The following is a 21,142-nucleotide window of genomic DNA, read 5'->3' on the forward strand; positions in this document are numbered from 1 at the left end:
GCCTCTGTATTAAGCATATAATTAAAACAATAAATGATAAGATAGCTATTTTATGAAACATTGTCCTATAATTAATAACAATAAATGTTTTTAAAGCCTCTGCTATGCGTTCATTAACTCTTTTACCTGATTTAAATGATTTATATTTCTTCTGTTGTGTTGTAGATGAAGGTAGTTTTACTCAGGCAAGCCTTAGCTTAGAAATGACGAAATCCAAATTAAGTCGACGTATTTCAGAATTAGAAAATTACTTAGGTGTGCGCCTACTTAATCGCTCGACGCGTAAGCTCAGTTTAACAGACATAGGTCAATTGGTTTATGAATACAGTAAAGCCATGGTGAACCAAGCCAGTTTTGCTCAAGAAGTAGCTATTCAAGCACAATCAAAACCTAAAGGACGTATTCATGTAACCTGCCCTACCTTGGTTGCTCAGTCGCATTTCAATACCATTATTATCGAGTTTATGCGCCGTTATCCAGAAGTACGTGTCAATCTCTATGCCAGTGATCGTAAAGTAGATTTAATTGAAGAAGGCTTTGATATGGCCTTGAGGTTCCAGGTAAATCAACTGGAAGACTCTAATTTAATCGTTCGTAAATTAGGAGAGAGCACTCATTGCCTAATTGCGACCCCAACTTATTTGCAAGGACACGCACCTTTAAAATTCCCTACTGAATTAACGCAGTTTTCCTGGTTAGGAAAAACGAAAATGGATGGTGTCAATCAATTGCAACTGATGCATACAAACGGACAAAAGGTCAGCATTCCACTGACTCCTCGCCTTGAAAGTAATGAATGGACAATTTTAAAACATGCGGTTTTAGCAAGTTTGGGTATTGCATTATTGCCGTTAGAATATTGTAGTCAGGAAATTCAGGAGGGAAGCTTAATTCGTATTCTTCCAGAGTGGTCTTTATCTACTGCGAGTTTCTACCTCATTTATCCGTCTAAACGGGGCTTAGTTCCCGCTGTACGCCATTTTATTGATTTTGTGGGTGAAGCAGTACAACAAAGCTGTACTGCATTGAAAAGTACTTAACTCGAATTACCGCAGTAATTCAGTCAGTACACTCCCCCAAATTATGGCTTTTTGCCACTTGCATACTCTTTCTGGCTGGCATTCAATGCCTCTGCCAGCCTAGCTTGATCCTCCCCTATTTTACCAAATAGAGTAAAAGCATGGTTCATGTGTATTATTTTGGCTTTAGGTAAGCGCAGAGTCACATCAGCATCGGCATTAAGAGGATCCTCACTCGCCTCAAGTAATTCTCGTTTCGTCATTGTGCTAATGTATTTTGAAGTGCGTTCATGCTGAGGTAAAAACTCTTTGCCCTTAGCCATCCGCATCATTTTATAATAAGTATTTACATCGCGGTAAGTAAGCCTTACATCAAGGGCATTGTCTTGATTATAAATATCCAGCTCTTCATTTCTAGGGAGAGAAGGATCATGTATTTTTGCATAATGCGGTTGCGCCGTGCTTTTAAAAATGCGCTCAAAAATAGCAGCTCCCAGCAAAGCAAGCCCTGTTGCAGCGACACCAAGCCCTACAGCCAATACCCCACCAAGAACCGTAGCATAGGCAGCCAAGGCAACGATTGGCGCCAGCAGCAAGAAAGGCCAATTCCTAGCCAAAAAATAAGCTGTCGGGCGAATCACGTAAGTATAAGGAACCATGACACTATAATAAAATGCACTGCGAGCAACAGAAAAAATCCAAAAATTTCGTGAGCTGCGTTTAGCATTATCGTCTTTAGCATTAATGTAGGTAAATTGAGTGCCCTTAATACCTGCATAGTTTAATGCATGATCGGTAACGGAGGTGGGACCTTGTTTATGTTTGGGAGGCATTACCTCTACTATTTCCCAATCATCTTTCCAAAAACCAAAATAAGAAACAGGATCATTTCCCTGTTTCTGTATTACAACACGAGGCTTCTGAGACAAGTTATTCCCGTTCTCTAGATCATTAGTTGAGGGTGCCTCATGCAATCCCGCAGGATTTAAAGCATCAACGCGTGCTAGCTTATAATCCCCACTATCAATCGCGAGCAATAAGCTTAGTGAGCCCCCAAGGCTTGTTCCACACACGTGAGTGGGGTTGTGCTGTAACGCTAACCACTCGTGAAGACGCTGTCGACCTATTTTATATAAAGAAGTCCTGACGGACTCAAAACCTCGAGCATCGGAATTTATCTGGGTTAAAAATCCTTGGCCTGCAGGATAGGTGGTTCCCATAAAAATTAAATGAGGTTGAGCATCCCGATTGATTAGAGGCTCAAGACCATAGGCAAAAACCCGATCCGAATCACGCTCTTTTCCAGTCGTTAATTCAATTGGTTTTACAGCATATTCCACAAGCACCCATTCATCGCCAATGTATTGAGGAATACTAATCGATTCATAGGGAGTTAAATCACTATAAGGTAACAATGCCAAACAATTACTTAAATAAAGCTGTATTTGCTCTGATTGGTTTTTATTAAATTGTTGGCCTTCTAATTGATTAAATAACTCTAAAAAACCCTCTTGGAAGGCACGGCGCATTTCCTTTAAAAAACCTGGATTACGTTCAATAAAAACTGCATGAAAAACCGTTGGAGTTAATAACTCTCTCCAGGATTCGGTCCATCCCATCATCAATACACGCAATACATTACGTGCGATAATAGGTGCCTGTTCTAATACAGAAAGCCCTGCTGCTGATTCAAAGCCTGCATGTCCAAAAAACTTCAAATCCAGCTCAGCTGTAAATGTATTGTCATTCAGCATGTATTGAATCTCCAAGGTGTTTAAAAATAAACATTATTGCACAAAACTATTACTCTGGTAAAGACTTAAGCTGCAGTTATCTCTTACATTGAGGTGGCTATTGGCAAGGGAAAACCTGATTGCGAGCAACTTATGGTGCTTACTTAGGAAAAAACAGAAGAATTCGCTGCGCTGCATCCAGGCGATTTTAAATGTAGCCTGGATGCAGCGCAACGAAAGCCGGGAGACAATATTCCTTAAGTAAGTGCCGTAAGTTGCTTGCAACCTGGCTGATATACTATTGTTCTTGTTGCAGAGCTTTGGCTATTGATGGGCGAGTTTTTAAATGCTGCATGAATTTTTCTATGTGTGGTACAGCAGATAAATCCATTTTAAAATAATATGCCCATCTTAAAATAACAAATAAATAAGCATCCGGAAGGGTAAAATGCTTCCCCATTAAATAAGTATTTTTTCCTAAATGCTCATTTACATATTTTAATTTGGCCTGAATCATTGGCATATAAACATTCTTTTTCATTTCGTCAGTCAGGGCTGGATTAAAAAACATACCAATAGATTTATGCAGTTCGGTTGACACGTAATTTAGCCACTCTAAAGTATGGTAGCGCTTCAAATCCCCTACAGGCGCTAAAACTTTTTGCTCTTTGGCTGTATCAGCCAGGTATTGTAAAATAACTTGGTTTTCAGTGATTACCTGACCATTATCAAGCATAATCGCCGGAACAGCTCCTTTGGGATTAATTGCCCAATAATCTTCATCGTTTTTTGTTTTTTTTGCTTTTAAATCAACTTCTACATCCTGATAACTAAACTCTAATTCGTTTAAGATAATTCGAACAGCCAAAGAACAAGCTGATTTACAATAATAGAATTTCATCCTCACTCCTTTGATTTAAAATTAAGTGCAAACATCCATGGAAATCATGGAACTTAGTTCAGATTCGATTTCATTAATCAATGACATAGTAGCTGATGTTCTCTTAAAAAAGAAATCCCAAATATACTTTTCTCTTAATGAGTCTAATAAATCCAAATGACTATTTTTCCAACTTTGAATATGTGTTAGCAACTGCTGAAGGCTTAAGTCTTGCTCCGCACCAGCGATATCAGTATATAGCTCTTTAAGCTGGCTAAATTTATTCATTGTCGCCTGAGATTTAGGGGCAATTCGCGGTATACGCTCCATACGCGCATAGAGCTTCTTAAGAATGTTCTCTTTCTTGTCTCCCAATCCAACATATACTGAAGGTGGCATTGGAAGCACATAAAAAGGCACAGAGTCACTTGGATGGCCATATTCAAATTCTGTTTTATAAGGTAAATCAAAAAAGAAATTTTTGGAGACTGAAGCAGTAACGGGCTCTTTCCGTACAGTTTCCAGCAGTTCAATTGCGCTATGACGACAGGTATTTCCGGTGTCTAAATTAGCTACACTGACTTGTATTTTACCCGCATTCACATGCGAACGGGTTTCAGGCGAAACAATACCGAACTTAAGTGTAATCTGTTCATCAGACTCCTCATGAGGTAGATAACATCGAAAAACATTATCCTCCGTGCTTAAGTTACTTAAAATCGCTAGATATTCTAAATATTGCTCATAGTGGATATCATAAGCTTGATAATTGATTGCTCCTTGTGAGCGCCCTCTTCTAAAAATTCCTTCATCCATTAATTGAGCACGAAGACCACTAAAGAGAAGCTGAAACACTCGCACCAACTCGTCCCAACAATACTCATCTTTTTCCTTTGAGTAAAATACCTTCCCCACTCGGCTTAATAAGTTATTTACCTTAAACTGATTATAAACGCCAAAGAAAACAAATGAATGCACATCAGTTTTAGCAATGGCAATAAAAAATCGATCCGTCTTTTTATTTATATCAATTGTAATAGAACCATGGGGCATAATGTTCACAGGCAAAAAATATGGTTATAAACTTTACCATAATTAAATTAAAAAACTATTAACTATAGAGAGTCTGAGCACGCAGATTTGTAGCCCACAAGGGCTACGTTTTGCCACATTATGGCGTGCATTTTAATTCGGGATGAGACTTGATAATCAATTTATATAACTTAAGGTTGGCACTGAGAATTTTATCACCTAATTTAGAATCAGGGTTGCCTTCCCCCCCTTTGCTGTTTAATGCAACGACAGTAGTCACATTATTGCAAGGTTGCCAGAAATACATGGTTCTAAATCCTAAAGTACTGCCTTTATAAACCCAAAATTTTTGCTGAAGCTCTTTATCGTAGTAATAACCAACTCCTAATCCAAATCCAGTTGGTTCCTCAGCAGACACGGTGGGAATCGGCAGCCCTGTTTTCATCGAAACCACGGATTCTAACTCAGCAAGTGCATGCGCTCTATGAGCAGCATCAATTAACGTTCCGTGATACAACAATTGTACCCACTGCACCACATCTTGCGTATTGGCCACAATCGCTCCAGCAGCCCCAGCCCAGGAAAGGTTATTGTCAAAGGTATCCTGAAGCTTTTGCGTTTTTTCATCAAAATAATAACCATGTACCTTCTGTGAAGAAATTGCCTTTTGAGTTGCTTGTCCCTCTGGACCCGCAGGATAATAGCTATGATTTAATCCATTTTTTGCATTAATAATACGCAACTTCAATTGGTTTGCAAAAGCATCTCCAGTCACTTTTTCAATAACCATTCCGGCAAGAATATAATTAGAGTTACAGTACTCATAAAGGCTTTTTCTATGTTTAGGTAAAGGTTTTTCTGGGTGAGCGTAGCTTAATAGCTCCTCATCAGTCCAAGCCCTTGATAGGTTAGCCTCCATTTTTTTACTAAACTCATCGTCTTCTGAATAATTAGGAATACCGCTGGTCATATTCAATAATTGTCGCAAGGTCACCTCACGCCAATTAGGATATTGGGGTAGCCATTTACCTAAATGATCATCTAATGATAATTGGCCTTCAGCTTGCAATTGCAAGAGTATGAGCGCCGTGAATGACTTAGTAATGCTGCCAATATCAAATAAACTGTCTGCGCTAACGGTTTTTGAAATTGGCGGCAAACCAAAAGTCCCTGTAAATGCAGTTTTAACCTCGTATTGATTAGTACCTTGAGATTGAGGAATTAATACCGAAGCCTGAACTGCAGTAAATTTTTCCTTTTTACTGTATTTTTTATAGTAATCCTCAACCACCTTTTGTAACGAATCTGTAACAGGTGCTAACTTAAGCTCTGCATGCGTTAAAGACGAAAGGCTTAACGCCGTTAAACATATTCCTAATGCACATGATTTAATCTTCAACATTCATTCGTTCCTTGAGTTAGGAGATACATGGGAGAGGATTATTTTTTCAATTATATAAAACAGCCATTAGCAAAGACATGGTATTTGAGCACTCTTCGTCAACTCAACGTTCACTGTCATTGCGAATGAAGTGAAGCAATCCAGAATTCTGTGCTCCACACTCATGGATTGCTTCATAACTACGTTCCTCGTGATGACGAAATTTACATCCATATAAACACTTGCGAATTAATTGGATGATGACGCACGAATCTTTAATTGTTCTAAAGCTCCTTCCAGACGACTTAGCGCTCTGTCCTTACCTAATAAAACCAGAGTCACATCAATAGAAGGTGACATACTTGAACCTGTAACCGCGACTCGTAAAGGCTGAGCTATTTTACCCATATTAATATCAAACTGGGCACAGGTATCATTAATGCATTCTTGTAATGTGTCTTTTTGCCACTCAGTAACCGCTTTAAACCGCTCATAAAGCGCCATTAAGGGTTCTAATACAACGGTGCGTAAATGCTTTTTCACCGCATCTTCATCGTATTCAATGGAGTCAGTAAAGAAATACATGCTGATTTCAGCCATTTCAACTAAACTCTTGCAGCGCTCAGCTTGAATCGCGACCAATTCTTTTAAATCAGGTCCCTTAGATAAATCTACACCGGCTTGCTCAAAATGCCAGCTTAGAGCCTTGGCAACTTCTTGAGGATCGTCACTTTTTTGATAATGTTGGTTTAACCAATACAACTTATCATAGTTGAAACTAGAAACGCCCCTACTCACGCTTTTAAGATCAAAACAGGAAATCATCTCATCCAAACTAAAAATTTCCTGATCGCCATGCGACCAACCAAGACGAACTAAATAGTTTAATAAAGCATGGGATAAAACGCCCAACTCTTTAAATTGCAACACACTTACGGCACCATGACGTTTAGATAAACGCTTACCATCGTCGCCTAAGATCATGGGTAAATGGGCGAACACTGGTACAGGAGCATTTAATGCGCGGAATAAATTAATTTGTCTCGGAGTATTATTCACATGATCATCACCACGAATCACGTGAGTAATGTTCATATCCAAATCATCAATAACTACCGCAAAGTTGTATGTTGGATGTCCATCAGAACGTACTAAAATTAAATCGTCTAGTTCTTTATTATCTACATGAATCTCGCCATAAACTTCATCGGTAAACGACACCGTACCCTCTTCTGGATTTTTAAAACGAATCACAAAAGGTTTATCGGTTAGTGGAAGATTCTTATTACGACAATGACCATCATATCGTGGCTTGTCTTTGGCTGCCAATTGCGCTTCACGTAATGCCTCTAAGCGTTCTTTACTGCATTCACAACGATAGGCTTTGCCTTCATCTAAAAACTGCTGTGCGACTTGATTATATCGCTCATAGCGATCGGTTTGATAAAAAGGTCCTTCGTCCCAATCTAATCCCAACCAAGCCATGCCATCTAAAATAGCTTGGACAGACTCTTGAGTAGAACGCTCTCTATCTGTGTCTTCAATTCTTAAAATAAATTGGCCTTTATGGCGTTTTGCATAAAGCCATGAAAATAAAGCGGTGCGTACACCACCCACATGTAAAAATCCGGTTGGACTTGGTGCAAATCGAGTTCTAACAGTCATAATCTCTTCTGTTGTTATGGGGTAAAATAATTGGGCTATAGCAAATACTTTTAAAATAGCATTTTGAGTATATAATAACTGACTTTGTAGCCTGGGTGAAGCGCCTTACATAGAGACTTGAATGCTGCAAATAAGTTGTGATACATAGAAAACAAAAGTCAGATTATCTACCCCCAGGAGTCATCCTTGAAAAGTATTGGTATCAAATATCAGCTAAGAATTACCACCCTTATCCCAGCCTTTCTCGTCGCCTTGCTCTTCGCAGTCTTTTATAATGGCCTCTTTGGTAATGACCTAAAACAGCACATGTCACGCCTTGGAGAAGCCTATATTCGCCAATTAGTACCCGCAGCTCAGTATGCCATGCTTCGTCGAGATGATCGCACCTTACAAGGCTTAATTAATGCCTCAACAATTAACCCTGAGGTTAAAGCACTCGCGTTTTATAATAGCGAAGGACAACTCCTGGCCTATCGCGGCGGGAAGCATTCAATACATAAACCCTTTACGCCACCTGATTTCACAGGGGATTATATTGAAAGCAAGCAAATAAATCCCTTCACTATTAATTTCATTGCCCCTGTCACTATTCCTAAATTTAATCTGTACTCTAATAACACTTTTAGTAAAAACCTAACGAATGCTTCAGCCTTTCAAGCCGATGATATCCTTGGTTGGCTCTCTATTGATATTGATACACGTTCTATGTTGATCAAACGTTATCAAATGCTGATTGTTACTATTTTCATTACCTTATTTGGTTTGCTAATGGGGCTAACCAGCCATTATTTTCTCTCAAAACGTATTTATTTACCCATTTCGCGCTTGCGTCGTAGCATGAAACAAATTCTACGTAACGAATTTGAAACCGAAATAAAAACCACCAGTAAAGGTGAGTTAGGTATTATTGAAAAAGGATGCGCCCATTTACAAAAAAAATACATCGATACAATTAAAGACCTTAATCAACATATTGAAGTCGCGACCGAAGATTTACAGCAAAGTCTGGAGCTTTTAGAAGAAAAAAATATTGAACTGTCTTTAGAAAAGAAAAAAACTGAAGAAAAAAGCCGGCAAAAATCTGAGTTTATTGCCAATATGAGCCACGAGATTCGTACGCCAATGAATGGAGTCATTGGTTTTACTAATGTGTTATTGGAAAGTAAACTTGACCCACTACAAATGGATTATGTCAAAACCATTAAATCCTCTGCTCAAGATTTATTAGGTATTATTAATGACATCCTCGACTTCTCAAAAATTGATGCAGGAAAATTGCATCTGGATTGCATTCCCTTAAATATCCGGCATTGTATTGATGAGGTACTTACTTTAGCGGCTCCTACAGCTCATAAGAAAGGAATTGATTTAATTCCGATTACCGACATTAACGTACCCAAAACGGTATTAGGCGACCCCTTCCGTATTAAACAATTCATCAGTAATCTAATAACCAATGCCGTAAAGTTTACGGATCATGGCTATGTGCTTATCCGAACGCACATCGAACAAGAAACAGAAAAAGATTACACCCTGTGCATTACGATCAGTGATACGGGATTAGGAATATCCCCGGAGGATCAAAGCAAACTATTTACTGCATTTAATCAGGCCGATACGAGCATTACTCGCCGTTACGGGGGCTCTGGTTTAGGGCTAGTCATTTGTAAAAAGCTTTGTGAAGAAATGGGTGGTCGTTTGAGCATGACCAGTGAGCTCAACAAGGGCTCGGCTTTTACTGCTCATATCAAAGTGGAAAAACTAGCTGCTTATGAAATAGAAAAAAATCAAACACATCGCTTTGCTCATTTTAAAGTCTTGTGCTTCGATGATAATCCTCTGCATTTGGAAGCCTTATGTAATGGCTTAGGTTATTGGGGAATTGAATGTATCTCCGTGAGTTCATTTAGTCAGCTGTCTCAAGCCCTAGATGATAATATAGACTGTAAAATGGCCTTCGTGAACGTAAACCAAGGCTGTGAACGGCAAATGGAAAAAATTATTGCTGCCCATAATCATTTCCCCTACGTACTTATTTCCAAATGGCATATTCATGATTATGCGGCATTAGGGGCACATGGCTTTTTATTTAAACCCATTAGTATCCAAAAACTGCAAGATATTATTGAATTACTCATTAACGAAAGCCCTCAAAAAAAACAAGGGAATCATGAATTAGATGGCTTACGAGAACAATTACGTTTTCTGCATCCAGACTTGTTAATTGCTGAAGATAATCCTGTAAATAAAATGCTATTGGATTCATTGTTAGGAACCCATGCTAACATCGATGCGGTAGACGATGGGGAAATGGCTGTTTCCTCATGTAATGAAAAAAAATACGATATTATCCTGCTTGATTTGCAAATGCCGAAGCTAAATGGTTTAGATGCAGCACGAATCATTCGTCAAAAATCCCAACTCAACCGACATACACCGGTAGTTTTGATTAGCGCCAATAGCAGTGATGTCAATAATACGGAGTTAAAGAAATCAGGCATAAATCTTTGCCTGCAAAAGCCCATTGATGAAAAGCAATTATTGATGCATATTCTACGTATTGTTGATAGAGCCAAACATGCTGCTATTGATTGGCAACTCTGCGTACAAAAAGTTTCAGGAAACCAAGAGCTTGCAGAAGAATTTTTACGCCAATTTGTTGAAGAGCTGCATAAAAATCGTGAAGAATTTATCGATCTCATGCACAACAAAGACATCAAACAACTTGGCGCTGCAGCACATAAGCTTCATGGAGCCTGTTGCTTTTCCGGAGTGCCTACCTTACAAGCGAAGGTAATCCAGGTAGAAAAGATGGCCGCGCGCCCCGCCTCTATTGACGAACTCGCCATTCCCTTTGCCGAATTAATTCAAAGTATTGATGCGGTAATTAGCGAGTATGAAAATCTACCCGAAAAAAATACTTAGTTTTGTTGACATTTTTATTAGCAGAGCCAAAATGGGCTGATTTTTTAATTGATAAGCAGGAGTATCACGATAATTCAGTCCTCTAAAAAGCCAGATAATACGTAGGCTGGGAGGTAAAGCCCAGCAAACATTAACATTAGGACTACACACTTTTAAACACAAGCTAGCATCAGACGAATCGACTCATAAAGCAGGAGAAAAAATGACAATAAAAAATGCTATCTATGCACAATCAGGCGGTGTAACCGCAGTAATTAATGCCTCAGCTTGTGCTGTAATTCAAACCGCTAAGTTATATCCCGAGCAGATCGGCAAAGTATACGCTGCTAAAAATGGGATTATTGGCGCATTAAACGAAGAATTAATCGATACCTCATTAGAAACTGATGCCGATATTGCTAAATTAATGCAAACACCCTCCGGTGCTTTTGGTTCTTGTCGTTATAAATTAAAAAATGATGGTGACGAATACGCGCGTCTAATTGAAGTTTTTAAGGCTCATAACATCGGCTATTTCTTCTATAATGGTGGTGGAGACTCTCAAGATACAGCACACAAAGTATCTCAATTAGGAGAGAAAATGGGTTATCCAATCACCTGTATTGGAATTCCCAAAACAGTAGATAATGACTTACCATTTACTGATGCATGTCCTGGTTTTGGTTCTGTTGCTAAATACGTTGCGATTTCCACTAAAGAAGCAGGATTTGATGTGGCATCCATGGCCGCCTCCTCTACCAAAGTGTTTATTCTTGAGGTAATGGGCCGTCATGCAGGCTGGATTGCAGCAGCCAGCGGCTTGGCTAGTCAAAACGTCAGTGAGCCACCACATATTATTTTATTGCCCGAAATCACTTTTGAACCAGCTAAGTTTCTTAAAAAGGTTGAGGACTGTGTTAAAGAGCATGGTTATTGCGTTGTGGTTGTTTCCGAGGGAATTCGTAATAGTGAAGGTAAATTCTTGAGTGATGCCGGCCTACGCGATGCATTTGGTCATGCACAACTTGGTGGTGTTGCCCCAGTTATTGCTCAATTAGTTAAAACTGAACTGGGCTATAAATACCACTGGGCCGTAGCGGACTACCTCCAGCGTGCAGCACGCCATATTGCGTCCAAAGTTGATGTAGAGCAAGCTTATGCTTTAGGAAAAGCAGCAGTTGAATATGCGGTTAAAGGTCATAATGCAATCATGCCTATTATCGTGCGTGAACAAGATGAACCCTATCGATGGTCCATCAATCATGTACCTTTAGCTGACGTAGCGAATCAGGAAAAAGCCATGCCAGCAGAATATATTTCTGAAGATGGAATGGGAATTACCGAAGCATGCCGACGTTATCTAGCCCCGTTGATTCAAGGCGAAGCCTATCCTGAATATGTTAATGGTATACCTGATTATGTTCGCTTAAAAAATCAGTTAATTGCCAAGAAACTTTAGGATCGATTTACACTGTGCTACAGGGATATCCCTGTAGCCTTATCTCAAAACGATTATATTTAGGAGCAACACATGAAACAAAAAGGCTTAACATTAATTGAATTAATGATTGTTATAGCAATTATTGGTATTCTTGCTTCCGTTGCTATCCCTTCCTATCAAGATTACCTGATTAGAGCCAGAGTAACAGAAGGTTTGAGTTTAGCGACTACAGCCCAAACCACAGTCTCTGAAAATGCCCTGACCGGAAATACTGATTTAAGTATGGGATGGAGCAGCCCCACGGCTACTGCTATTGTAAAAAATGTCAGTATTGCCAAAAACACTGGCGTGATTACTATTAATTACACGCCACTCGCTCAAAATGTTGCAATCACTATGAGCCCCAAATCCAAAGGGGAACTCCTCAGTGCGGGTACGCCACCTACAACAACGATTACTTGGGAGTGTGCAGTAACTGAAAAAAGTAATAACCGATATGTCCCAGCAAATTGTAGGATTTAGCATGTCACGAAAAATACGTATAGAAGAATTGTTAAATCAGGAACTTAGCCCTATTTATTTAAGTGTTGATGATGAATCATCAAATCATCATGTTCCTCAAGGTGCAGAAACGCATTTTAAAGTGACCGCAGTCTCTTCTAAATTCATTGATTTAAGTCGTATTGCCCGACATCGTTTAGTAAACCGTTTACTCGCTAATGAATTTGAGTTAGGGATGCATGCGTTAAGTATGCATCTCTACACTCCGGATGAATGGGAAAAAAACCAAGCGGTTCCTAAATCACCGTCTTGTCGAGATGGGTATAAGAATAAATAGATAAATTGGAAGTTGCGTCCTAACCCAACGATGCTGCCTCGAACACACCAGAACTCAATGTTGGGCGAGAGGGCCCAACCTACAAGTCAGTGCCTTATTAGCTAAAATAATAAATTAAATTAAGCTTTGGTCCGAATAAATAAGTAGTTTTTGCGATAACCTCAGTTTTTGTTTCATCATCACTATCTCGTGACAACTCACCAAAACGTACTTTTCCAAGCAAAATATAACTTAGCCCGACATCCAGCATCAGATGCTTTGTCATCGCATATTTGAGGCCAACTGTAACCTGAGGGCTAAAATTAGTTTGAGTCTTGTGTGCCTTCATTACCAACTTCTCTTCATAATCGTAAGCTTGATAATTTAATTGAGAATGTGCTCTCAGATTGGTAACACCCAATCCAGGAGCAGCGTAGATTGAATAATTAGCTTTAACGAGATAATCAATATTAAAAATAGCAGCCACCACATTACCATTCATTGAGGAATGAAAGCTATTAATCAAATCATCAACTTCATAAGGACCTGCCATAAAAGGATTAAATTTTTTAGAATATCCAGATAGTTGCAAATAAGAAGCTTCCAAGCTGAGCCTCCAATTAGAATTAAGCAAATGACTCACCCCTAGCGCTACATTACCCGCGCCGTTACTGCTATGGAGAGAGCCCGCGCTGATTTCTGGTGACATAGAACCCGCTATTGGATCAGTCCGTTGGAGGGAATAGTTTCCACTACGGCTCCATAAATAATCGGCACCAAACTTAGCATAAAAAGAGGCAGCGATACTGGCTTTAGATAGGATGAGCATCGCTACAACCAATAAATTCTTTTTCATTTTATTTCCTTTACGTCGCTAAACAAAAAATCTAGGTGGGGCCCATAACCCAACAAGAGCATCCAGTTACATTAAAACTCCATGTTGGGTCATGGGCTCAACCTACAGGTAATTAGCATATGAACCCATTTGCATCGTTAATACGGCAAATTACTCCAGGTGTTGCTAAAGTAAATACGGTACGCCCATAAGACGCAGTAAGGAGTGCGCCATTAACTTGTAATACAGGAGTTTCATAAGCTGATAGTGGCTGGCATGCACGAGTTGCCTGATTAATTTCCCACTTGGTTGCTAGTGGTGACGGAATTGAGCGCGCTGTAGGTACGTAGAAGTTAGGGGGACAACGATTAAAGGGATCAAACGAGTTTTTCAACCTCAAGTCTGTAGATGAGGGAGCAGCAATAACAGTGTGTCCTGAGGTTGCAAGTTTCACCGCTTTGTATGCATTTATAATTCCTACTCCACAAGACTTCTCACCAAGGCACGAGCGTTGAGGATCTGGGGTAGGAGCAAAAGAATCAACGCTTTCCAATAGAATACTTTTTACTTCCTGAGAACTAAGATAAGGATTTATGGCATAAATTAATCCCGCGATCCCTGCAACATGAGGTGTTGCCATACTCGTGCCCTCATAAAATGAAAAGCCACTATTTTGACATCCCCCTCCTGCAGAAACTGTAGATAAAATACCATTGGCATCACAAGGATCTCCATTAACCTGTTCCCCTCCTGGAGCAGCAATGGTAACTCGTGGCCCATAGTTTGAATAATTAGCCCGATAGCCATTAATTTGTGTTGCCGCCACCACCATTACATTATTGCATGACCGTGGTGGATTGTTTGATGCAGGTACATTGTCATTTCCTGCACTGACCGTAATAACCCCATTATTTTGAATAAAGGCATCGAGTGCCTCTTGTAAGGATGGTTGGCACCCAATATATGAGGGGTAATTAAAGCTCATGCTAACAACTTTTGCTGGATAATTGTTATGCGGAACCCCAGGAATGTCCCTGCCCATAGCCCAATAGAGTCCTTGCTCTAAGTCTGAAAGTGAGCCAGGAACAATAGGCAGGATTTTCAGGAAAGGCCCCATGCCTGTAATCCCTGCAATGGCACCTGTTGCCGCAATGGTACCGGCAGTGTGTGTGCCATGCTCATCACCTACCTGACTGACATCCGTACTGTGAGTACCAAAATTCCAACCAGTCAACAGATTAGGAGCTAAATCAGGGTTGTAATTAATTGCTTCAAAATTAGAAATAACAATCGGAGGTGTTGCATAACCCAATGTTATCGACCAGGCTCCATTTAACAAACCAGGAGCCGACTCCAACATAACTCCAGGGTAGCGAAACTCATCCCATTGAGAGGCATGAGAAATAGATACCTGCATAGTTGAAGCCGAAGGGTCTGTGTTAGAGGTATGTACCGGAGGTTTAATCAAACAGTAACGCATATCACGATCTGCGTATTGGACATCAGGTTGTTTTAATATTTTGGTCAAACCCACACTAAAGTATTTGTCTGTCGAAATATTTTTAGCTGAGGATAAGTGTTTTAATTTTTCAGAGTCCACAACCACCAGGTAAGCACCACTGACCATAGGCTTGATGGTTTGTACCGGCAAGCCACTTTTTTGCGAAAAGCGTTCCCACCATAACTTATCAAGCTCAGGTTGCTCCTGACTATTAACCTCTTTATATTTTAAAATAATTTGATCAAGTAACTCCCCACACTGTTCCTTGGCAGCAAAGGAGGCAGATTCTAAAGAAAAAAATGCCAATACAGAGTTCAGTAAAAATAAACACTTCCTTATCTTCATTATTGTACTACCCAACGAGTCCGTAATTTTGGATATCAACAATAACCCGCGTCTTATTTATAAGTCCATAATTTTTCAAACTTTTTAATTAAATTCTAATACTTGGGTATTCAATCTATTGTGTTTATCCTAGTGTACGAAGCATCGTAGTTTCTAAATCAGAGGAAATTAAAAGCATACATAGCATTTTAAAGTATGTTAAGTATATAATGCTCCCCTTTTAACAACTCGAACGAATTAATGAACAACTGGTCTTCGGAAAAAATTTCTGTACTTGCTCTAGTCCTATTGATAACTGGTGCTATTGATAGCATTAGAAATTTACCCGGCACGGCATTGTTCGGCTCGTCGTTGATTTTCTTTTTTATCTTTTCAGCTATTGTTTTTTTGATCCCCGTCGCCATGGTTGCAGCCGAATTAGCCTCAACTTGGTCTGAAGAGGAAGGTGGTATTTACAGTTGGGTAAATCATGCCTATGGTGAGAATGTGGCCTTTTTTACGATCTGGCTGCAATGGATAAATACCTTGGTATGGTATCCCACTATTCTTTCGTTTATTGCCGGCGCATTAGCTTATTTAGTCAATCCAGAGCTCGCACAAAATAAATACTATTTGATTGCGGTAATTCTCACTATCTTCTGGTCTTTAACCTTTGTAGGCTTATCAGGGCTACGTGCTTCAGCTCATTTTGCCGGAATCTGTGCCATTTTAGGTATGATTATCCCTATGGGTTTTATTATTTTGCTGGCAATTATCTGGGTTATTAAAGGGAATCCTATTGCTATTGACTTTAGTCTTCCTCATTTATTACCTCAATGGAAAGACAGCCAATCCTGGGTATCACTTACGGCAATTATGACTTCGTTTTTAGGTATGGAGTTGGCTGCGGTGCATGTGCGTAACGTGAAAGATCCGCAAAAGAACTTCCCCCGAGCGCTCTTCTTTTCAGGCTTACTTATCTTATCTACGATGATTTTAGGTTCTCTCGCGATTGCGTTCGTGTTACCGAAAGAGAAAATTAGTCTTGTGGATGGGGTCATGCAAGCCTTCAGTAATTTTTTTCATGCCTATCATTTGACTTGGCTGATGCCTATTTTGATTTTTCTTTTACTCCTAGGAAGTTTGGGGAGCATGATTAATTGGATTATCTCCCCTGCCAAAGGCTTGCTCATGGCAGCAAACCATAATTTCCTACCGAAGCCCTTATGCAAATTAAATAAGCATGGTGTTGCTTCCCGCATTTTAATCGCACAAGCAGTATTGGTAACGGTATTATGCAGCGGCTTTCTTTTATTCCCTAGTGTGAATGCGATTTATTGGTTGTTTACCGACTTAAGTACTGAGCTGTACATTATGATGTATGTACTGATGTTTATTGCTGCATGGAGGCTAAAAGCAAAATTTGCTCATGTACAAAGACCCTTTGCAATACCTGGGGGCAAACCAGGTTACTATCTTACCTGCATTTTAGGTCTATGTGGTTGTATTATGACCTTAATTGTGGGCTTCATACCCCCCGTTGAATTCATGAACTTTGGTAGCGCCTCTCATTTCCGTTTAGTTTTCTCCATAGGTATTTTTGTAATGATTTTACCTGCAGTGCTACTTTACTGGCGCAAACGTCGTCAAGAAGCAAGTTTATAGCATTACGTAACCCGTATTCGCACAGTCCAATACGGGTATTCGTGCCACACCATTCGGAGAGAATATCATGCCATCAAAAAAGCTGGATTTATTGTGCAAACAAATTGAAAATCAAGACACCGATGATTTTGGTAAATTTTACATGTACGCAAGTTTATTAAAATCAGTTGCAGTACGAAATACTACCTTTACAAGTGGACTGCCAAAATGTAATAACGGCGTAGTATTTTGGAAAAAAAACAGTTTAGTGCTTGGAGAATTACCTAAAGATTTCCCAGAAGAAGTCGCAGCTTATGCTCGTGAATTCATTAACACTGAGCCCAACGTATCAAATCTTTTTTATAACATTGCCATGACGTACATTCGCAAAGGCAACATTGCTGATTTAATCTATGTCATTGATAAAATGCTGACGCATCTTCTAGCAATAAATAGCACACAAACTCACAACCAAGAAATTTCTAACCATATTGATTTTATGAAAAAAAAGCCAGAGATTGTCAAATTTATTGAGCAAATTTCTGCGTGCAATCAGCAACTGCTTTCTACCGTAGATAGTACCTGTAATACGGCTTTATTTACTGGGTCCTTTTTTTTATTGAGCTTTATATTTTCCTTAGCACCATCATTAATTGTTCTAGGACTCATGGCTTGGAGCGGCTACAATGCGTACTCTTATGCTATTCAAGCTTATGAACAAGGAATAGAAACAGGGAAAAAAATTAGCCTGCTAGGCGAAGAATTAGCAAGCCTTCCTCAAAAGACTAGCCTGTTGAATAACAAAAACCATAATAGCTTTTTCACTGCGATCATTACTCCCTTACCCCACGCAGCCATTACAGCAGGAGAACAGCTAGTTCCTAATAAGTCATGGTTAGATACTGCATCAAAATGGCATGAGCAACTAGATACCACCTGTAGATTGATCGTAAAATAAGCAGAGATAGCCTGGTTACTTGCCTCTGTATCTTATTCATATTTCTGCGGGCACTCCGCAGTCTGCCATTAAGTTAAAGATTATATTTATAAATTGTAGGTTGGTGCCCATGGCCAACCTACAAGCCGTCTCTAGGGACGAAATATCAAAATATAGAGCCTGGCTATGTCGTAAGAAATGTGTATAAGATACAGTTGCTTGCCACCAGGTAACACCGAACTAATATTCGCCATTGTTGAGGTGAATGGATTTATAACTTATCTTTTTCTTCCAAAGGAATCACTCGAGCTTCATGCTCTAGCATAACCGGAATATCACCATGAATCGGGAATGCTAAACGATCAAATTTACAAATTAATTCATTTTTTTTATGAATAAGTTTACCTTTGCATAAAGGACAAACCAAAATTTCCAATAATTTTTTATCCACCAAGATCTCCTTCACTCAATTAAGAGTTTTTATCGTATGTTACTTGATTGCGAACGTATACTGGCTGTGCATCAGCAACAGCAATGGCGGGGAGATTTTTAGCCCTTGCCAATTCAATCATCGTTGCCGCATTTGGATATACGGTTAATCTGTTACTAACTTGTGCCTTTAAAGCCTCAGGAAAATCAGCCCAATACTCATCAATACCTACACCAGCAAGCACAATGGGTTGCTGAATAGGAACGGCAATTTCAGTAACTGCACTCACTCGCTCTTCTGCAACATATTGTGCTTGCGGGAAATAAGCCCAATACATTTCGTGCATGCGCGCATCTAAGGCTGCCAATACAGCAGAATCTGCTTGTTCAGCCTGTTGGCGTGCACCCCAAGCAATAGTAGCCAGGCTGCTTACCGGAATTAACCCTAAATCATGAGCATAAGCCAAGCCTTTTGCAATGCTGCAGGCGATACGTAAACCAGTAAAACTCCCAGGCCCACAACCAAAAATAATACCATCTAGCTGCGTCATGGAGATACTTGCCTTTGCCAATAACTCATCAATCATGGGCAGCAAAAATTGCGCATGAGTTCGTTGGGCCCCCTGCTCTTGATGTAAGAGCTCATCGCCAAACGATACCGCGACACTTGCTTGCTCTGTTGATGTATCAATCGCTAACAGTTTCATAATCCAATGCCAACTCTCTAATAAATTTTAAAACCTTTTGTTCATCACGTGTTTTGGGAAGTTTCGGCAAACTGGATAAAATACGTCGTCCATATTCTCTACCAGTAAGGCGCGGGTCAGCAATAACCAAAATACCTTTATCCGTATTATCCCGAATTAAACGCCCGACTCCTTGCTTCAATGCGATTACTGCATTGGGTAAAGATAATTCATCAAATCCAGAAACGCCTTTTTCTTTTAAATAAGCCATTCTCCCACGCGTAACAGGATCAACTGGGCTGGAAAAAGGTAATTTATCAATGATAACACAAGAAAGTGCTTCCCCCTTAACATCAACTCCTTCCCAAAAGGTTGCCGTACCTAATAAAACAGCATTTCCTAATTGTCGAAAACGTTCTAGCAAAATAGGCTTTGCTTCTGTTCCTTGAATTAAGATCGGGTAGTTTATGATACCGTCCATCATTTGAGCAACCTGTTTTAGCGCCTTGTGACTGGTAAATAAAAAGAAGCAACGTCCTCCTAGCTCCTCAATAATGGGTACTACTCGTTTAAACAATAAATCATAATAATTTGGATTTTTAGGATCAGGCAATCCGCGAGGCAAATAAAGTAAAGCCTGCTCCTGATAATCAAAAGGACTAGGCAAAAGTAAGGTTTTTGCCTCATCTAATCCCAAGGGATTACAAAAACAGTCAAAAGAATCTGCCATGGTTAAGGTAGCAGACGTAAAAACATAGGTGCAGGATTGTCTTTTGAGTAATTGGCTAAAAGGTTCCGCAACGGTATAAGGCGTTGCATGAAATACTAAAGTATGTTTAAAACGCTCTAACCAACGAATTTTGTCATTTTGTGTTTGAGTAAACAGTTGCAATATGGCACCAAACTCTTCCAAACGCTCTTTGCAACGAATTAAGCCAGGCTTTTCCGCAATTGCTTCTGCATCAAAGCACTCCAACAATTCGCTTTGTAAACTCAGCCAATTATCCCAAATCCCCATAAAAGCTTTATTGCGTTTGAGTTCTTCCCAACTACTACGCTCATCAAAAGCAGAGACATACGTCACTAATTCATCCATCAGCTTGTCTGCTTTAAAACTTAGTGCTTTTAAGGGTTGGTTGGCCAAATCAATAGCCGGCCACTCGCGAATCACATCATCAACTAAGTCGCGAAATTGGCGCGTGCCAATGCGATCGCCATTAAAATGGGTGGCAATTTCTGCTAATTGATGAGCCTCATCAAAAATGACTACATCAACACCAGGTAATAACTCCCCAAAACCTTCATCTTTCAAACGCGAATCAGCAAAAAACAGATGATGATTAATTACCACCACATCAGCAGTTAAGGCTCGTTTACGCGCTTTTACCAAAAAACAGTCTTCGTAATTAGGGCATTCCGCACCTAAGCAATTATCCACAGTTGAAGTGACATAAGGCCATACTGGAGAATCTTCGCTTAATTCAGGTAATTCTGAGCGATCTCCTAATGTCATTTGCGATAATTTGCTCCGCACATGAGCCACCTCATGTGCACATTGTGGGCTTTGAAATTGCCCCTCTTCAGCATGTAACTCAACACGATGCTGACAAATATAATTTGCTCTGCCCTTTAAATTTTGGATGCGCGTGGAAAGGCCTAAAGCCCGAACTAAGGTAGGCAAATCTTTTTGATAAAGCTGATCTTGTAAGGTTTTAGTTGCGGTTGAAATGAGTGCTTTTTTACCGCTAAGCAGACAAGGCAATAAATAGGCAAAGGTTTTCCCAGTCCCAGTTCCGGCCTCAGCAACTAAAATCGATTTGTCCTCAATCGCCAGGGCAATAGCCTCTGCCAAATCGGACTGAGGGGCTCTGGCCATAAATCCTGGGATGGCTGTTGAAAGCCGGCCTTTTTCAC

At 39.8% G+C, this 21,142-nt stretch carries 17 protein-coding genes; 7 read left to right on the top strand and 10 right to left on the bottom strand.

All coding sequences use genetic code 11. From position 1 onward, the window contains the following. The first annotated feature begins 104 nt into the window (after window positions 1–104). Window positions 105–1,040: a LysR substrate-binding domain-containing protein gene (locus J2N86_RS10495; protein ID WP_252579383.1), complete on the top strand. Its 936-nt coding sequence runs from the start codon at window positions 105–107 to the stop codon at window positions 1,038–1,040. 41 nt (window positions 1,041–1,081) lie between these two features. Here J2N86_RS10495 and J2N86_RS10500 read toward each other — a convergent pair whose 3' ends face one another. The 5 genes from J2N86_RS10500 to gltX form a co-directional block, all read right to left on the bottom strand. Then, window positions 1,082–2,773: a hypothetical protein gene (locus tag J2N86_RS10500; RefSeq protein WP_252579385.1), complete on the bottom strand. Its 1,692-nt coding sequence runs from the start codon at window positions 2,771–2,773 to the stop codon at window positions 1,082–1,084. A 277-nt stretch (window positions 2,774–3,050) separates the two neighbouring features. Beyond that, a complete protein-coding gene (gene gstA / locus J2N86_RS10505; protein WP_252579387.1) occupies window positions 3,051–3,653 on the bottom strand; it encodes a glutathione transferase GstA in 603 nt (200 codons plus the stop codon). A gap of 21 nt (window positions 3,654–3,674) precedes the next feature. Beyond that, entirely contained in the window at window positions 3,675–4,685 is a 1,011-nt protein-coding gene (locus J2N86_RS10510) for a hypothetical protein (protein ID WP_252579388.1), read from the bottom strand. A 118-nt stretch (window positions 4,686–4,803) separates the two neighbouring features. Beyond that, window positions 4,804–6,063 carry a serine hydrolase domain-containing protein gene (locus tag J2N86_RS10515; protein WP_407658991.1) on the bottom strand — a complete coding sequence of 420 codons (1,260 nt, stop codon included), beginning with the start codon at window positions 6,061–6,063 and terminating at the stop codon, window positions 4,804–4,806. Between the two features lie 231 nt (window positions 6,064–6,294). Next, window positions 6,295–7,710: a glutamate--tRNA ligase gene (gene gltX / locus J2N86_RS10520; protein WP_252579391.1), complete on the bottom strand. Its 1,416-nt coding sequence runs from the start codon at window positions 7,708–7,710 to the stop codon at window positions 6,295–6,297. A 186-nt stretch (window positions 7,711–7,896) separates the two neighbouring features. On the opposite strand from gltX, the gene letS reads away from it, so the two are divergent. The 4 genes from letS to J2N86_RS10540 all read left to right on the top strand — a co-directional run bounded on the left by letS (window position 7,897) and on the right by J2N86_RS10540 (window position 12,893). After that, on the top strand, window positions 7,897–10,635 hold the full coding sequence (letS, locus tag J2N86_RS10525; RefSeq protein WP_252579393.1) for a two-component system sensor histidine kinase LetS: 2,739 nt from the start codon (window positions 7,897–7,899) through the stop codon (window positions 10,633–10,635). A 202-nt stretch (window positions 10,636–10,837) separates the two neighbouring features. Beyond that, window positions 10,838–12,073: a 6-phosphofructokinase gene (locus J2N86_RS10530; protein WP_252579394.1), complete on the top strand. Its 1,236-nt coding sequence runs from the start codon at window positions 10,838–10,840 to the stop codon at window positions 12,071–12,073. Between the two features lie 72 nt (window positions 12,074–12,145). After that, window positions 12,146–12,577: a pilin gene (locus tag J2N86_RS10535; RefSeq protein WP_252579396.1), complete on the top strand. Its 432-nt coding sequence runs from the start codon at window positions 12,146–12,148 to the stop codon at window positions 12,575–12,577. A 1-nt stretch (window position 12,578) separates the two neighbouring features. Beyond that, window positions 12,579–12,893 carry a BolA family protein gene (locus tag J2N86_RS10540; RefSeq protein ID WP_252579397.1) on the top strand — a complete coding sequence of 105 codons (315 nt, stop codon included), beginning with the start codon at window positions 12,579–12,581 and terminating at the stop codon, window positions 12,891–12,893. Between the two features lie 97 nt (window positions 12,894–12,990). On the opposite strand, the gene J2N86_RS10545 is transcribed toward J2N86_RS10540, so the two are convergent. Both J2N86_RS10545 and J2N86_RS10550 read right to left on the bottom strand, forming a co-directional pair. Then, window positions 12,991–13,728, bottom strand: coding sequence for an outer membrane protein (locus J2N86_RS10545; protein ID WP_252579398.1), 738 nt, complete (start codon window positions 13,726–13,728; stop codon window positions 12,991–12,993). Between the two features lie 112 nt (window positions 13,729–13,840). After that, window positions 13,841–15,553 (bottom strand): S8 family serine peptidase, encoded by a 1,713-nt coding sequence (locus tag J2N86_RS10550; RefSeq protein WP_252579399.1) that lies wholly within the window; start codon window positions 15,551–15,553, stop codon window positions 13,841–13,843. Window positions 15,554–15,793: 240 nt separating this feature from the next. Between J2N86_RS10550 and J2N86_RS10555 the strand changes: the two genes are divergently transcribed. Together J2N86_RS10555 and J2N86_RS10560 are read left to right on the top strand one after the other, a co-directional pair. After that, on the top strand, window positions 15,794–17,197 hold the full coding sequence (locus J2N86_RS10555; RefSeq protein ID WP_252579400.1) for an APC family permease: 1,404 nt from the start codon (window positions 15,794–15,796) through the stop codon (window positions 17,195–17,197). A gap of 67 nt (window positions 17,198–17,264) precedes the next feature. Further along, on the top strand, window positions 17,265–18,134 hold the full coding sequence (locus tag J2N86_RS10560; RefSeq protein WP_252579402.1) for a hypothetical protein: 870 nt from the start codon (window positions 17,265–17,267) through the stop codon (window positions 18,132–18,134). 250 nt (window positions 18,135–18,384) lie between these two features. Here J2N86_RS10560 and J2N86_RS10565 read toward each other — a convergent pair whose 3' ends face one another. Genes J2N86_RS10565 through J2N86_RS10575 form a run of 3 tightly spaced genes read right to left on the bottom strand, consistent with a single transcriptional unit; the run spans window position 18,385 to window position 21,104 of the window. Next, window positions 18,385–18,564: a Trm112 family protein gene (locus J2N86_RS10565; protein ID WP_252579404.1), complete on the bottom strand. Its 180-nt coding sequence runs from the start codon at window positions 18,562–18,564 to the stop codon at window positions 18,385–18,387. Window positions 18,565–18,583: 19 nt separating this feature from the next. Next, on the bottom strand, window positions 18,584–19,249 hold the full coding sequence (gene tsaB / locus J2N86_RS10570) for a tRNA (adenosine(37)-N6)-threonylcarbamoyltransferase complex dimerization subunit type 1 TsaB (protein WP_252579406.1): 666 nt from the start codon (window positions 19,247–19,249) through the stop codon (window positions 18,584–18,586). Beyond that, window positions 19,230–21,104 carry an ATP-dependent DNA helicase gene (locus tag J2N86_RS10575; protein WP_252579407.1) on the bottom strand — a complete coding sequence of 625 codons (1,875 nt, stop codon included), beginning with the start codon at window positions 21,102–21,104 and terminating at the stop codon, window positions 19,230–19,232. The genes tsaB and J2N86_RS10575 overlap by 20 nt, the downstream gene beginning before the upstream one ends. Window positions 21,105–21,142: the final 38 nt, after the last annotated feature.

Origin of the sequence: Legionella lytica, from assembly GCF_023921225.1 — a bacterium.
In the GTDB taxonomy this organism is placed as follows: Bacteria; Pseudomonadota; Gammaproteobacteria; order Legionellales; family Legionellaceae; genus Legionella; species Legionella lytica.

Excerpts from the sequence above, each read along its gene's own strand:
- J2N86_RS10495 (WP_252579383.1), top strand. The coding sequence starts at position 105 with ATGCGTTCATTAACTCTTTTACCTGATTTAAATGATTTATATTTCTTC.
- J2N86_RS10500 (WP_252579385.1), bottom strand. The coding sequence starts at position 2,773 with ATGCTGAATGACAATACATTTACAGCTGAGCTGGATTTGAAGTTTTTT.
- gstA (WP_252579387.1), bottom strand. The coding sequence starts at position 3,653 with ATGAAATTCTATTATTGTAAATCAGCTTGTTCTTTGGCTGTTCGAATT.
- J2N86_RS10510 (WP_252579388.1), bottom strand. The coding sequence starts at position 4,685 with ATGCCCCATGGTTCTATTACAATTGATATAAATAAAAAGACGGATCGA.
- gltX (WP_252579391.1), bottom strand. The coding sequence starts at position 7,710 with ATGACTGTTAGAACTCGATTTGCACCAAGTCCAACCGGATTTTTACAT.
- J2N86_RS10530 (WP_252579394.1), top strand. The coding sequence starts at position 10,838 with ATGACAATAAAAAATGCTATCTATGCACAATCAGGCGGTGTAACCGCA.
- J2N86_RS10535 (WP_252579396.1), top strand. The coding sequence starts at position 12,146 with ATGAAACAAAAAGGCTTAACATTAATTGAATTAATGATTGTTATAGCA.
- J2N86_RS10540 (WP_252579397.1), top strand. The coding sequence starts at position 12,579 with ATGTCACGAAAAATACGTATAGAAGAATTGTTAAATCAGGAACTTAGC.
- J2N86_RS10545 (WP_252579398.1), bottom strand. The coding sequence starts at position 13,728 with ATGAAAAAGAATTTATTGGTTGTAGCGATGCTCATCCTATCTAAAGCC.
- J2N86_RS10550 (WP_252579399.1), bottom strand. The coding sequence starts at position 15,553 with ATGAAGATAAGGAAGTGTTTATTTTTACTGAACTCTGTATTGGCATTT.
- J2N86_RS10555 (WP_252579400.1), top strand. The coding sequence starts at position 15,794 with ATGAACAACTGGTCTTCGGAAAAAATTTCTGTACTTGCTCTAGTCCTA.
- J2N86_RS10560 (WP_252579402.1), top strand. The coding sequence starts at position 17,265 with ATGCCATCAAAAAAGCTGGATTTATTGTGCAAACAAATTGAAAATCAA.
- tsaB (WP_252579406.1), bottom strand. The coding sequence starts at position 19,249 with ATGAAACTGTTAGCGATTGATACATCAACAGAGCAAGCAAGTGTCGCG.
- J2N86_RS10575 (WP_252579407.1), bottom strand. The coding sequence starts at position 21,104 with ATGGCCAGAGCCCCTCAGTCCGATTTGGCAGAGGCTATTGCCCTGGCG.